This is a genomic window from Microlunatus sp. GCM10028923, assembly GCF_042666975.1.
Lineage (GTDB): Bacteria > Actinomycetota > Actinomycetes > Propionibacteriales > Propionibacteriaceae > Microlunatus.
On sequence record NZ_JBHTFF010000010.1, the window covers coordinates 45653 to 58241 of the forward strand.

Consider the following 12589-nt stretch of genomic DNA (forward strand, 5'->3'; position numbering starts at 1 on the left):
ACCCGCCCCCGGAAGGCCCGGCTGCCCCCGCAACGCCGGGCCTTCCCCCTGCCCGGACCCATTCCGCCTCAGTTCGGCTGCCGTCCCGGCGAAAATCGGCGTCTCGCTCCGCGAGGTCGGCAGCCGGTGATCAGGGGTCCGGACGGTAGGCTCAATTCATGGTGGTGGGGTGCGGACGATCCGTCTTGGCACGCCCGCGCGCGGTCGCCCTTTTCGCCTTGATCAGCGTGATCGCGTTGCTCGCCTCCTGCTCACTCCCGCCGATCGGTCCGGGCCGCCCGACACCGTCCCCGAGCAGCACTCCGCCCTCGGTCTCGGTCAGTACGCCGACGCCGAATACCCAGGCCGGTCGTCCGGTGCAGAGCCCGCCGTCGATCGAGCCGAACGGGTTCGCCGATCCGCCGCCGGGACGCGGCCTGGACCGGTATCGGGCGCAGCAGCTCGGCTGGTCCGAGTGCGGCGGCGACGCCGAGAATCGGATCGAGTGCGCCTCGGTCCTGGTTCCGCTGGACTTCAAGCTTCCCGACGACACCGCGATCACGCTCGCGCTGGCCCGCCGGCCGGCCACGGTGCAGCCGCGGCTGGGCAGCCTCTTCATCAATCCGGGTGGGCCGGGCGGATCCGGGATCGACTACCTCAGCTACTTCGACCGGACCGGCCTGGAGGCGTACGACATCATCGGCTGGGACCCGCGCGGTGTCGCCCGATCGACGCCGGTGACCTGCTTCGGCGGCGAGCAGATGGACGTCTTCACCGAACTGGACATCTCGCCGGACAGTGATCAGGAGGACCGGGCGCTGCAGGAGGCGAACCGGAAGTTCGGCGAGTCCTGCCTGGAACGGTCCGGGGCGCTGCTCCAGCACGTGTCCACCGAGGAGACCGTACGTGATCTTGATCTGCTCCGGCACCTGGTCGGGGACCGGAAGCTGAACTACTTCGGCGCCTCGTACGGCACCGAGATCGGCGCCTACTACGCGCACTTCTTCCCCGGCCGGAGCGGCCGGCTGGTGCTGGACGGCGCGGTGTCGCTGTCGCCGGACGAGGAGGTCAGCCAGGCCCAGGGCTTCGAGCGGGCGCTGACCGAGTTCGCCGAGTGGTGCGCCAAGGAGAGCTGCCAGCTCGGCGACTCGGACGAGGAGGTCACGACGGCGATCACCGACCTCTGGAAGTCGCTGGACAGCCGGCCGCTCGAGGTCGGCAGCCGGGTGCTCACCCAGACCCTCGCGGTGACCGCGGTGCTGCAGGTGCTGTACGACGACGAGGAGGGCTGGCGGCTGCTGGCCCAGGCCCTGCAACTGGCCATTGCCGACGACAACGGCCAGGGCCTGCTCTATTTCGCCGACCAGTACAACCAGCGTGATGATCAAGGAAACTTCGGCCAGCTGAACTACGGCTTCTCCGCCGTACGCTGCCTGGACAACGACGACGAGGGCATCGACGAGGCCCGCAAGGAAGCCACCGACGAGGCGCGGATGGCGCCCGTGATCGGCCCCTACATCGGCCTCGACTACACCTGCCCACTCTGGCCCGTGAACGCTCGGAAGCGGCCGACCAAGATCACCGGCAAGGGTCTGCCGCCGATCATCGTGATCGGCAACACCGGCGATTCCGCGACGCCGTACGAGTACGCGGTGAAGATGGCGGACCAGCTCGAGTCGGGCGTCTTGATCACCTACCGAGGACACGGCCACCTGTCCTTCCGGCGCAGCGCCTGCGTCCGGAGCCTGGTGATCACCTACCTGACCGAGGACCGGCCGCCGCAGGACGGCGCCAAGTGTTGATCTTGGTCCGCCGGACGGACACCACCCGGTGCGCGAGGTAGCGTTCCGGGCGACGCAGCCGTACGGCGACGACGGCGCGGAACGGCTGAAGCTCGTCCTGGCCGCCTTCGAGCTGGAACGCAGTGATGATCATGTTGTGCTGTACCTCCCGGTGGGATCGCCCGGGTTCAACCGGCGGGGCGAGCGGGCCGGCCCGCGCGGCGGGTTCCTGCTCCCGGGCACCTGGGAGCCCGGCCTGCATCCGCGCCCGTGGCGGCACCAGGACGTGGTGATGGTGCACCGGTTCGCCGACGCGTGGTCCACCTGGCGCTGGCTGGATGATCATCGAGCCTGGACGCCCGGCGCGTACGTCAATCTCGAACGGCGCTGGGTCGTCCGCCCGGATGCGTACGACACCGACGACCTGACCCTCGACGTCGTCGTCGCACCCGACGGCACCGTGAGCCTCAAGGACGAGGAGGAGCTCGCCTGGGCCGAGGCCGAGGGCCTCTATTCGCCCGAGACGACTGCCGCGATCCGAGCCGCCGGCGACCGTGCCCTGGCCCATTTCGGTGCCGGCGGCTGGCCACTCGATGTCGACTGGGACCGCTGGCGACCACCGCCCGACGCCGGGCTGCCCGCCCTTCCCGAGGGTTGGGACCGGCTGTCGTGACCAGTCGCTACCTCACCTTCGCCGGGGTCGACGGCTCGGGAAAGACAACCCAGGCGAAGCTTCTGGCCGAGTCGCTGCGGTCGCAGGGGCGGCCGACCGTGTTCGTCCCGAGCGTGAGCATGTTGCCGGTCCGGACCCTGCTCGACCTGGCCGGCGATCGGGCCGTCGAACGACTGGCCCGGCGGGGTGAACACGTGCACACCGCGGAGCAGCTGGACGGGCTTGCCGCGGCCTATCGCTCCCTGCCGGAGGCGCGGCAGTTCGCCGTCGTCGACGCCACGGCCGACCAGGCCTCGGTCGCCCGCGCCATCACGGAAGCCGTGACTCCGTTGTTGGACTGAGTGGCACAGAACTGTCGTTCAACGCCTCGCCGAACCCGATCGAGCCGCCGGGGCGACCGCAAACTGCAATTCCGTGCCACTCGCCCCTAGCGCTGGTATTCCTTGATCGCTTCGGCGACCTTGGTCCGGGCGGTGTCCTGGTCGAGGCCCAGTTCGGTGAGGAGCTGCGCGGCGAGCGCCTCGGGATTGCGGTGGAAGGCGAGCAGCAGGTGCTCGGTGCCGACGTAGTTGTGGCCCAGCGCCTCCGCCTCTGCCTCGGCGTCGGTCAGGGACTGCACAGCGCGGCGGGTCCAGGGCGGTTGGCCGCCCTCGACCGGTGACCCGTCGGGAGTCCGGGTGCGGATCGCGGCCAGCACCTTGGCGCGGGTCAGCTCCGCGTCGAGCAGGATCCTGGTGGCGACGGCGGTCGGCTCCGCGTACATCCCGAGCAGCAGGTGCTCGGTGCCGACGTAGTCCTGACCGGTCTCGGCGGCGGCCACGAGCGCGGCCTTCACGACGTTCCTGGTTCGGGCGGTGAAGTGGCCGAACGGCGCCCGGCTGGCGGCGTCGAAGGCGGGCAGCCGGCCGCCCGCGGTGAAGCGCTTGTGAGCGGCCTGCTTCGTGACGCCGAGGACCGAGCTGATCTCGACCCACGAGCAGCCTTCGGTACGGGCGCGGTCGACGAAGTGGCCGAGCACGGCGTCGGCGGTGTCGGTCAGGTCGCCGGCCAGCGTCGCCGCGGCGGCGAGCCGGTCCAACGGACTCTGCCCCGAGTCCGCGCCGACCCGGTCGATGAGTTCTTGGATGGTGGGGTTCTGAAGCATGTTGTCAACTCTAGGTTGACGTATGCAGATCGTCAACCTTGAGTTGACAACCGTGTCCGGAGAAAATCGCCGAAGAAAAGTTTGGCCGAAGTGTCGATCTGGCCCGTCCGTCTTCGACTCAGGAGTAGAAGCAAGCACATTCCGTGAGGAGAAGGTCATGCAGATTCCCCGGGCACTTCGGCCCCTGAGCACCCCGGCGTACCGCTGGCTCGCGGGTGCGCTCGTCTCGTCCCTGGTCGGCTCCGGCGTCTGGATGGTGGCGCTGGTCTGGCAGATCGTCGCACTGGGCGGCGGCGCGGCCGACCTCTCGCTCGCCGCGGGCGCCTCCGCTGTTGGCCTGCTGCTCACCTCGCTGCTCGGCGGCGCGCTGGCCGACCGGATGTCGCAGCGGCGGATCCTGCTGGTGGTCGAGGCGACCCGGGCGGTCACCATCGGCCTGGTCGCGCTGCTCTCGCTGAGCGGCTCGCTGCAGCTGTGGCACCTGGCGACGGTCGCGTTCGTCGGCGGCGTGATGGGCGGGCTGTACTACCCGGCCTACTCGGCGCTGCTGCCGACGGTGCTGCCGGAGGACCAACTGCTCGCTGCGAACGGCTTCGAGGGGATGACCCGGCCGGTGCTGATGCAGGCCGGCGGGCCCGCGGTGGCCAGCGCCCTGATTGCGGTCACCTCGCCGGGTGCCGCGCTGGTCGTCACGGCGCTGACCGGAATCGTCGCCGTGCTGTGCATCCTGCGGCTGCCCAAGCCGGTGGCTGTGCGGGTGGCCGTACCGGAGCAGGACGGGGCGCCGCCGGCGAACCCGGCGCTGTCGCTCCTGGGCGACGTGCAGGAGGGCTTCCGCTACATGGTGCGGACCCCGTGGCTGCTCGGCACCCTGGTCTTCGCGTCGCTGTTGATCTTCGTCATGATGGGCCCGTTCGAGGTGCTGGTGCCGTTCGCGATCAAGGACAACGCCGGCGGCGGCCCACAGCAGCACGCCTTCGTGCTCGCGGCGTTCGGGATCGGTGGTGCGGCCGGGTCGATGGTGGTGGCCTCGCTGAAGCTGCCGAAGCGGTACCTGACCGTGATGAATCTGCTCTGGGCCGGCGGCTGCATCCCGCTGATCGTGTTCGGGGTGACCGACCAGGTGTGGCTGATGGTGCTGGCGGCGTTCCTGGTCGGGGCGGCGTTCAACGGTGGCGTGGTGATCTGGGGGACGCTGCTGCAGCGGCGGGTGCCGTCGCACATGCTGGGCCGGGTCTCGAGCCTCGATTTCTTCGTCTCCTGCGCCTTCATGCCGATCTCGATGGCCCTGGCCGGTCCGGCCGGCGAGGCCGTGGGGCTGCCGGTCGTGTTCGCGATCGCCGGGCTGGCTCCGCTGCTGATCGGGGCGGTCGCGATCATCGCGGCCCGGATGCGGACCGACGAGCTGGCCCATCCGCTGGACAGCACGTCGCCGGATGCCGGCACCGAGGCCTCGACTGAGATCGACACCGAGACGGCGCAGCCGGTGCCGGTTCTGGTCGAAACCGCCGCCTGATCATCGCGAACCGGATTGGATGACGGTCATGACTGAGGAACAGCAGGCCGAGCGAGTGCTGGCCGGGACGCGCTATCTGGTCCTGTCCACGGCGGATGCGGACGGCAACCCGTGGGCGACCCCCGTCTGGTACGCCCGCGACGGGCAGCGGTTCTTCTGGGTGTCGCGCCCCTCGGCCCGGCACTCGGCCAACCTGGAGGTACGGACCGAGGCGGCCCTGGTCGTCTTCGACTCGCAGGTCCCGGTCGGCGGCGCCAGCGCCTACTACGCCAAGGCGGCCGCCGGCCAGGTCGCACCGGACGACCTGGCCGAGGGGATCGCGATCTTCAACGCGGAGTCCGAGGCGCAGGGGATCGGGACCTGGGGCCTGGACCGGGTCACCGGCGGATCCGAGTTCCGGCTCTACTGCGCGACGGTGACCGAGAGCTGGGTGCTCGCCGAGGACGGCGGCCCGGACCGGCGCCTCCCGCTCGCGACGCCCTGACCGCGACGCCCTGATCACGGCTCAGCCGGCGGTCAGGGCGTTCTGCCATTCAGGACCGATCCGCAGCATCCTTGATCAACATCGGTACGCCCTCGCCGGAGAACCGGTCGGCCGGCACGGGGCGGCCGGTGATCGCGAGGAGCAGGTCGATCACGGAGCCGTGGATCTCCGGGCCGGTGCCCCAGGACTGCCCGGCGTCGGTGCCGACCAGCCGTACCCCCTGGGTGCGTTCCTTGCTGCCGCCCATCGACGCGCCGGTGCGCAGCTGGTACTCCAGAGCCGGCACGACGCCCTCGACGGGGTAGTCGCCCCGGATCCCCAGTGGTCGCCGGATGTCCTCGCCGTGCGCGTACGCCTCGACGAGCCGGGTCGCCAGGTCGGCCGGGGGCGTCGAGGTCAGCTCGGCCGCGGTCCGGAACGCCGCCAGGGTCTGCAAGGGATCGGCGCGCTTCTCCCGGGCCAGGCCGGTCGCGTTGTCGCGGTCGAAGTCGCCGCGTGCCGCGATCATCCGCCGGACGAAACCCAGCCGGGTCGTCTGCGCGGAGTCGACCAGGTGGGCCAGCACGTCGTGCACGGTCCAGGTGGGGCAGAGCGACGGCGTCTCCCACTGCTCGGGCCGGAGCGTCGCGAGATCGGCGGCCAGCGCGCGACGCTCGGCATGGACGAGGGGCCAGGTCGCGGCCGGTCGAAGCTTGGTCATGTCACTACTAAAACTGTAGTCAGAGCTATCTGTCAAGTAGTAAACTCCTCGGCATGGCATCACGAAGGTCGTACGGTTCGTACAGCGACGGCTGCGCGTCGGCGCACGCCCTGGACCTGATCGGGGAGCGGTGGGCATTGCTCATCGTGCGCGAGCTGCTGCTCGGTCCGAAGCGTTTCGGCGATCTGCAACGGGACGTAGTCGGGGTCGGGCCGACCGCCCTGACCCAGCGACTGCACCACCTGGAAGAGGCGGGGATCGTGGTGCGGAGCCGGTTGCCGGAGCCGGCCCGGGTGATGGTGTACGACCTCACCGGCTGGGGCCGGGAGCTGGAGGCCGTCAACGCCGCCCTGTCGAACTGGGCGGTGAAGTCGCCGTCGTTGCCATTGCAGGCGGACATGAGTCCCGACACCGTCGTGCTGGCGATGCGCGCCCACGCCCGGCCCGGTCCCGCACGACGACGCGTCGTCACGGTCGGGCTGCGCCTCACGGATTCCCGGATCGAAGGCTCGGAGCCGGTGACGTACCGGGCGACGGTCGCGTCGGAGGGTACGACGATCGAGAAGGTGCCCGAGCTGGGCGAGGCGGACGCGATCGTGAGTACGACCACGGCTGCCTGGAAGGGCTGCATCATCGTCGGCGCGGACCTCGACCCGGCCTCGGTGGAGGGCGACCCGGCCGCCGTCCGGTCCTTGATCAGCGCGACCCGGCTGGAAATCTCCTGACGTCGTTGTCGATCCGGTCGATCGTCGTTCGACCTACGGATGACAACAGACCAACACCGGGCCAAGGCCCGGATGATCAAGGAGAACGACGATGGGATTCCTCAAGGCCAGCCTGTTCATCTCGCTCGACGGTGTCATCGAAGCGCCCGAGACCTGGCACTTCCCGTACTTCGACGATCAGATGGGCGAGGTCGTCGGCGGGCTGATGGGTGAGGCCGAGGCCACCGTGATCGGCCGCAAGACCTACGACGACTTCGCCGCCTACTGGCCCGACGCCGACCCGAGCGACCCGACCACGGATCTGATGAACAACGCCCGCAAGTACGTGGTGTCGAACACGCTCACCGACCCGACCTGGCAGAACACGACCGTGATCAACGGCGACATCGCCGCCGAACTCACCCGGCTCAAGGAGACCACCAAGCTCGGCACCACCGGCAGCGCGAGCCTGGTCCGCTCCCTGGTCGAGCAGGGCCTGGTCGACGAGCTGCATCTGCTGGTCCACCCGATCATCGTCGGTCACGGCGCGAAGCTGTTCACCGACGGCGAGACCGTACCGCTGAAGCTGCTGTCCTCGACCGCCTTCGACTCCGGCGTCCTGCACCTCGTCTACGGCAGTGCCGACCCGGAGTGATCACGGCCGGTCGAGCTGGAGTCCGAGGAGTAGTCGGGGTCAGCCGAGGGAACCCTGGAACACCCCGCCGTGGATCTTCTTGTCCCAGGGGTCGACGAAGGCGCGTTCGGCCCAGCCGTCGTACTGCCGGGCCAGCTCGGCGGCCTTGTCCGGGTGGGCCTCGGCGAGGTTGGTGGTCTCGGTCCGGTCGGTGCCGAGGTGATAGAGCTCGCGGGGTTCCTGGAAACGGGCGACGAGCTTCCAGTTGCCGTCGCGTACGGCGCGGTTGCCTTCGTGTTCCCAGAACAGGGGCGCCGGTCGTTGCAGCGGCTTGCCGTCGAAGGCCGGTACGAACGAGCGGCCCTCGGCGGGCAGGATCGGGTTGCCGTTGAACTCGCTCGGATAGTCGGCCGCCGCGACCTCCGTCAGCGTCGGCATCAGGTCGATCAGGTGACCGGGCTCGTGCCGGATCGTCCCGTTGACGGCCGGATCGATGCCGCCCGGCCAGTGCGCGATCAGCGGCGTGGCGATCCCGCCCTCGGACGTGTAGTGCTTGAAGTACGAGAACGGGGTGTTCTGCAGCGTCGCCCAGTTGAGGCCGACCCAGACGTCGGAGGTGGCGCTCCCCGGCGTGCCCGTACCCGTCCTGCCGTCGGGGCCGGACTCCGCGTTGCCGCCGTTGTCGGAGACGAACAGGATCAGCGTGTTCTCGTACGTCCCGGTGTCCTTGAGGTGCTTGATCAGGTTGCCGATCGCCTGGTCCAGCCGGAAGATCGCCGCGGCGTAGACGGCCATCAGGGTGTCGAAGCGTTCCCGGTGTTCGGCGGTCAGCCGGTCCCAGTCGTAGGCGAACCGCAGTGCCGGGGACAGCTCCTCCGTCGGGGCCACGATGCCGAGCTCGCGCTGCCGGGCAAAGCGGGCGTTGCGGGGCGGCTCCCAGCCGTCGAGGTAGCGGCCCTTGAACCGGGCGATGTCCTCCGGAGGCGCCATCAGCGGAAAGTGCGGTGCGACGAACGGCAGGTAGTGGAAGAACGGCTTGCCCTGCTGCACCGCCTCGTCGATGAAGGTGGTGCTCCAGTCGACCAGGAGGTCGGACCCGTACCAGTAGCCGGTGCCGACCTCGTCGGAGTCGAGCGGGACCGGCCGCCCGTCGATGTGGACGGCACCCTTCTCCTGATCCCGGAAGTAGGTGCCGCCGACCGGCGCGAACGAGCGCTGGAAGCCGCGCGCCCACGGCGGCGTGCCGTGGCCGAGGCCGAGGTGCCACTTGCCGGACATCGACGTGTGGTACCCGGCCGTGCCGAGCACCTCGGCCAGCGTCACCGAGCGGTCGAGCAGCCGACCGAAGGTGCCGCGGGAGTCCGGTTTGACGATGTTGTCCAGCGCGCCCATGCCCGCCTGGTGCGGGTAGAGCCCGGTCAGCAGAGAGGCCCGCGACGGGCTGCAGCGGGCACAGTTGTAGAACTGGCTGAACCGCAGCCCGCCCGCGGCCAGCGCATCCAGATTCGGCGTCGGGATCTCGCTGCCGAAACAGCCGATGTCGGAGAAGCCCATGTCGTCGGCCAAGATCACGATGATGTTCGGCCGGGTCTGGGGCTCTTCTGCTTGGGCGCTGGTCGCCCGGGCCACGGACAGGCCCGCGGCGCCGGACGCCAGGGCCAGGCTGCTGCCGACCAGCGTGCGCCGGGTCAAGGTCGGTTCGATCGGCTGAGTCATCTCGGCTTCTCCTTCGCAGTACGGCTGTTGATGATCATGGTCAGCGGCGCGGTCAGTGCGCGATCTTGATCGGAAGCGGCCGGCGCCAGGATTCCAGGCGGGCGACCAGGGCGCTGGTGACCTGCGGATGCCGGTCGGTGACGTTCGTCGTCTCGCCCGGGTCGGTCGCGAGGTCGTACAGCTCCGGGTCGCGGCCGTCGGACTCGGCGAGCAGCTTCCAGGACCCGGATCGGATGGCGAAGCTCGGGCTCGCGTTGGCCGGCACCTGATCGGGTTCGCGGAAGGCGCCGAAGGTCCAGAACAGGGCGGGTCGCTCCGTGATCGGCCGGCCCCGCCAGGCCGGCAACAGGCTGATTCCGTCGCCGCGGCCGGGCAGCGGTACGCCGGCGGCCTCCGCGAGGGTCGGCGCAAGATCAACCGCGTGGCCGACCGTGCGGTCGTCCCGGTGCCCCGCGGGCACCTGGCCGGGCCAGCGGACCAGCAGCGGCTGCCGGATCCCGCCCTCGTACAGGCTGCCCTTGCGGCCCCGGTACGGGCCGGCCGAACCCGGCCGATTGTCGCCGGCGGTCGGGCCGTTGTCCGAGGTGCAAACGATCAAGGTGTCGTCCAGCAGACCAAGATCATCCAGTGCCCGGGTCAGCCGGCCGACTTCGGCGTCCAGCGCCACCAGGACGGCCAGGAATCGTTCCTCTTCAGGGGTTCGGCCCAGGCCCGCGACCTGCTCCAGCTGGGCGGCGCTCGGCACCCACTGGGAGTGCACGTCGCCCGGCCAGAGCTGGAGGAACCACGGCCGGTCGCGGTGCCGTTCGACGAAGTCGATCGCCTTGTCGACGAAGCGTTCGGTGATCGCGGACTTGGGAAGTTGATCAATCGGTCCCTGGCCGAGCGCGATGCTGGCCGCCGCGAGTCCGGCGTCGGTGTCGTTGGGTACGACCCGCGGGCCGAGCCCCTCGAACTGGGTGTAGCTCTCGTCGAATCCGTACGCGGCCGGCCACGGGGCATCGCCGACATCGCGCCCGCCGCCCAGGTGCCATTTGCCGAAGTGGCCGGTCGCGTACCCGGCGTCGCGCAGCGCTCGCGGCAGGGTCGGCACGTCGGGGTCGAGCCAGTCCGCCTGCCCGGCCCGGGCATTGTGCTCCCGGGTGGCCAGGAACGTGACGATCCGGTTCCGGGCCGGATACTGACCGGTCAGCAGTCCGGCCCGCGACGGTGAACAGATCGGCGAGGCGTCGTAGCACTGGGTCATCAGCATGCCCTCGGTGCCCAACCGGTCCAGGTTCAGTGTCCGTACCAGGGAATTGCCGGTGATCGACAGATCCCCGTACCCCATGTCGTCGATCAGCAGGAACACGATGTTGGGCCGGCGTCCGGCCGGTTGGTCCGGCTCGGGTTCGGCGCTCGCCCGCGATCCGGTCGCCCAGGTCAGCCCGGCCAGGGCCGAGGTGGCACCCACGCCGATCGCCGTACGCCTGCTGGTTGTCGTCATCGGCAGTCCCTCACGTCGTCGTCGGTGCGCCGTACGCCCACAGCCCCCGTCGCGGAAGCTCGCCGGTGTCACGGTCCGCGAACCCCAGTCGACGGAGGTACCTCGGTATGGACGGTAGGGCACGCGACCCGTTGGCGGGAACCCCTTGCGCACAACGTTTTGCATCGTGGCAGAAGTTTGGTGGCGCTGAGCTGGATCGTGTGGTGCGACGGCTGGTGCGAGGGTCGGAGTCGTCAGCCCGGACCGTCGGGATGGGTGAGGTCGTAGGCGCGGGCGACCTTCTGCGGCACCACCATCCGCCAGGCGTCCACGACGAGCTCCCGCGCCTCGGTCGGGTCCAGTGTCGCGAGGCCGGCGTGGACCCAGTTGAACCGCAGGTCGCGCTCGAGCGGGAGGCTGAACTTGGCCGGTTCGCCGGCGACGAGGGCGGCCCGCTCCTCCTTCGGGAACGCGAACTCCATCACCGTCTCGTCGAGGGAGAACGCGACGTAGACGATCTGCTTGACCCGGAACTTCAACCGCCCGCGCACGTACACCGGATAGGAGCGGTCGAGCTCCGAGCCCAGAGCTCGAACATCCTCGATCGTCGCCACGGCTCTCACCCCTTCGGTCACGTGCTCTTCCTGCACTATAGACCGATCAGTCTATCTATTTCTAGGTCTCGGGGGTTGGACGAGTGATCTCCCAGAAGTGGCGTTCGGGGTGAGTGAGTCGGATCTCGGCGATGATTTCAGTCCTTATGACTACGTTCTGCAGCCGGAGGATGACCACTACCATTAGGAGGACACGCAGCTGGCACGCGGGCGTCAGCACGGTGCGGAAGAACGGCGACACCAAGACCCGCCCGATCAAGACGCACAATCGCCCTGCCTCGACTCAGGACATCCCGCCTGGTCGGCCATGCCGGAACCGGCGACCGAAGCTCATCTACCGACACCAGATCCGGCCGGGCCGCACTGCGGCCAATGCGGCGGCATCGGCCAAGGTCCCAAGGTCGGGCAGAGTTCGGCGAGAGCCACAGTTCCTGTCGCGTGATCAACTCGCGAAGCTGATGAAGGCGGCAACCGGGCCGTACGCGCGGACGTGATCATGGTGCTGGCCCTGACTGGGATTCGCTGGGGCGAGCTGGCCGGCCTGCGCGTTGGTGATCGAATCGAGGTTCCCGGACAAGGGCTCCGATTGCAGCGGGCAGTTCTGGCCAGCAGCGACACCGGCGAGCTGTACGTGGACACGCTGAAGAGTCACGCGGCGCGAACCGTGCCCCTAGTCGCCGAGCTGGTGCCCATCCTGGATCGCTGGACTGCGGGCAAGGCCGATGATCAGTGGATATTTCCGGCGCCGATTGGGGGGCCGCTGAGCGAGTCGAACTGGAAACGCTCGGTCCAGTGGACCTCGGCGAAGTCCGCGATCGGAAAGACGGCACTCCGAGTGCACGATCTCCGCCACACGTGCGCCTCGTTGTGGCTGGCCGGCGGAGCCGATCCGAAGGTGCTGCAGCGCATCCTTGGCCACGCCTCGGCAGCGATGACGATGGACCTCTACGGGCACCTGATCGACGACAACCTATGGGCCGCTGCTGACCGACTCGGGGGCCTCACAGGGGCCTCGGAGGCCGAAACGAACGATCCTGGCGACAGTGATGAGGTCGAGAAGGATGCCTGAAACCCTTGTATATAAGGGTTCTGAGGTATGGAGCCGCCTAGGAGAGTCGAACTCCTGACCTATTCATTACGAGTGAATCGCTCTGCCAACTGAGCTAAGGCGGCCTGTGC

At 69.3% G+C, this 12589-nt stretch carries 13 protein-coding genes and 1 tRNA gene; 8 read left to right on the forward strand and 6 right to left on the reverse strand.

Features of this window, described 5'->3' with window-relative positions:
* Nucleotides 1-185: 185 nt before the first annotated feature.
* From ACFQU4_RS23190 to ACFQU4_RS23200, 3 genes are read left to right on the forward strand one after another with little or no spacing between them, the layout of a single operon-like run.
* Nucleotides 186-1781 (forward strand): alpha/beta hydrolase, encoded by a 1596-nt coding sequence (locus ACFQU4_RS23190; protein ID WP_377496437.1) that lies wholly within the window; start codon nucleotides 186-188, stop codon nucleotides 1779-1781.
* Nucleotides 1782-1809: 28 nt separating this feature from the next.
* Entirely contained in the window at nucleotides 1810-2433 is a 624-nt protein-coding gene (locus ACFQU4_RS23195; RefSeq protein WP_377496439.1) for a DUF402 domain-containing protein, read from the forward strand.
* A complete protein-coding gene (locus ACFQU4_RS23200) occupies nucleotides 2430-2774 on the forward strand; it encodes a hypothetical protein (protein ID WP_377496441.1) in 345 nt (114 codons plus the stop codon). The genes ACFQU4_RS23195 and ACFQU4_RS23200 overlap by 4 nt, the downstream gene beginning before the upstream one ends.
* An 86-nt stretch (nucleotides 2775-2860) precedes the next feature.
* On the opposite strand, the gene ACFQU4_RS23205 is transcribed toward ACFQU4_RS23200, so the two are convergent.
* The gene (locus ACFQU4_RS23205; RefSeq protein ID WP_377496443.1) at nucleotides 2861-3577 is read right to left on the reverse strand and encodes a Clp protease N-terminal domain-containing protein; all 717 of its coding nucleotides are present in this window, start codon (nucleotides 3575-3577) and stop codon (nucleotides 2861-2863) included.
* A gap of 157 nt (nucleotides 3578-3734) precedes the next feature.
* On the opposite strand from ACFQU4_RS23205, the gene ACFQU4_RS23210 reads away from it, so the two are divergent.
* Both ACFQU4_RS23210 and ACFQU4_RS23215 read left to right on the forward strand, forming a co-directional pair.
* Complete coding sequence (locus tag ACFQU4_RS23210) at nucleotides 3735-5093, forward strand: MFS transporter (protein ID WP_377496445.1); 1359 nt, start codon at nucleotides 3735-3737, stop codon at nucleotides 5091-5093.
* Between the two features lie 28 nt (nucleotides 5094-5121).
* Nucleotides 5122-5577 carry a pyridoxamine 5'-phosphate oxidase family protein gene (locus tag ACFQU4_RS23215; RefSeq protein WP_377496447.1) on the forward strand — a complete coding sequence of 152 codons (456 nt, stop codon included), beginning with the start codon at nucleotides 5122-5124 and terminating at the stop codon, nucleotides 5575-5577.
* 49 nt (nucleotides 5578-5626) lie between these two features.
* On the opposite strand, the gene ACFQU4_RS23220 is transcribed toward ACFQU4_RS23215, so the two are convergent.
* A complete protein-coding gene (locus tag ACFQU4_RS23220) occupies nucleotides 5627-6277 on the reverse strand; it encodes a maleylpyruvate isomerase family mycothiol-dependent enzyme (protein ID WP_377496449.1) in 651 nt (216 codons plus the stop codon).
* A gap of 53 nt (nucleotides 6278-6330) precedes the next feature.
* Here ACFQU4_RS23220 and ACFQU4_RS23225 point away from each other — a divergent pair, with 53 nt between their 5' ends.
* Together ACFQU4_RS23225 and ACFQU4_RS23230 are read left to right on the forward strand one after the other, a co-directional pair.
* Nucleotides 6331-7002, forward strand: a complete 672-nt coding sequence (locus ACFQU4_RS23225) for a winged helix-turn-helix transcriptional regulator (protein WP_377496451.1) — start codon at nucleotides 6331-6333, stop codon at nucleotides 7000-7002.
* A 91-nt stretch (nucleotides 7003-7093) separates the two neighbouring features.
* On the forward strand, nucleotides 7094-7636 hold the full coding sequence (locus ACFQU4_RS23230) for a dihydrofolate reductase family protein (RefSeq protein WP_377496453.1): 543 nt from the start codon (nucleotides 7094-7096) through the stop codon (nucleotides 7634-7636).
* A 39-nt stretch (nucleotides 7637-7675) separates the two neighbouring features.
* On the opposite strand, the gene ACFQU4_RS23235 is transcribed toward ACFQU4_RS23230, so the two are convergent.
* The 3 genes from ACFQU4_RS23235 to ACFQU4_RS23245 form a co-directional block, all read right to left on the reverse strand.
* Entirely contained in the window at nucleotides 7676-9331 is a 1656-nt protein-coding gene (locus tag ACFQU4_RS23235) for an arylsulfatase (protein WP_377496455.1), read from the reverse strand.
* A gap of 52 nt (nucleotides 9332-9383) precedes the next feature.
* Entirely contained in the window at nucleotides 9384-10817 is a 1434-nt protein-coding gene (locus tag ACFQU4_RS23240) for a sulfatase (protein WP_377496457.1), read from the reverse strand.
* 233 nt (nucleotides 10818-11050) lie between these two features.
* Nucleotides 11051-11410, reverse strand: coding sequence for a hypothetical protein (locus ACFQU4_RS23245; protein ID WP_377496459.1), 360 nt, complete (start codon nucleotides 11408-11410; stop codon nucleotides 11051-11053).
* A 496-nt stretch (nucleotides 11411-11906) separates the two neighbouring features.
* On the opposite strand from ACFQU4_RS23245, the gene ACFQU4_RS23250 reads away from it, so the two are divergent.
* Nucleotides 11907-12479 (forward strand): tyrosine-type recombinase/integrase, encoded by a 573-nt coding sequence (locus ACFQU4_RS23250; RefSeq protein ID WP_377496941.1) that lies wholly within the window; start codon nucleotides 11907-11909, stop codon nucleotides 12477-12479.
* Nucleotides 12480-12507: 28 nt separating this feature from the next.
* Here ACFQU4_RS23250 and ACFQU4_RS23255 read toward each other — a convergent pair.
* Nucleotides 12508-12583: transfer RNA gene (locus ACFQU4_RS23255), tRNA-Thr, on the reverse strand.
* Nucleotides 12584-12589 lie beyond the last annotated feature (6 nt).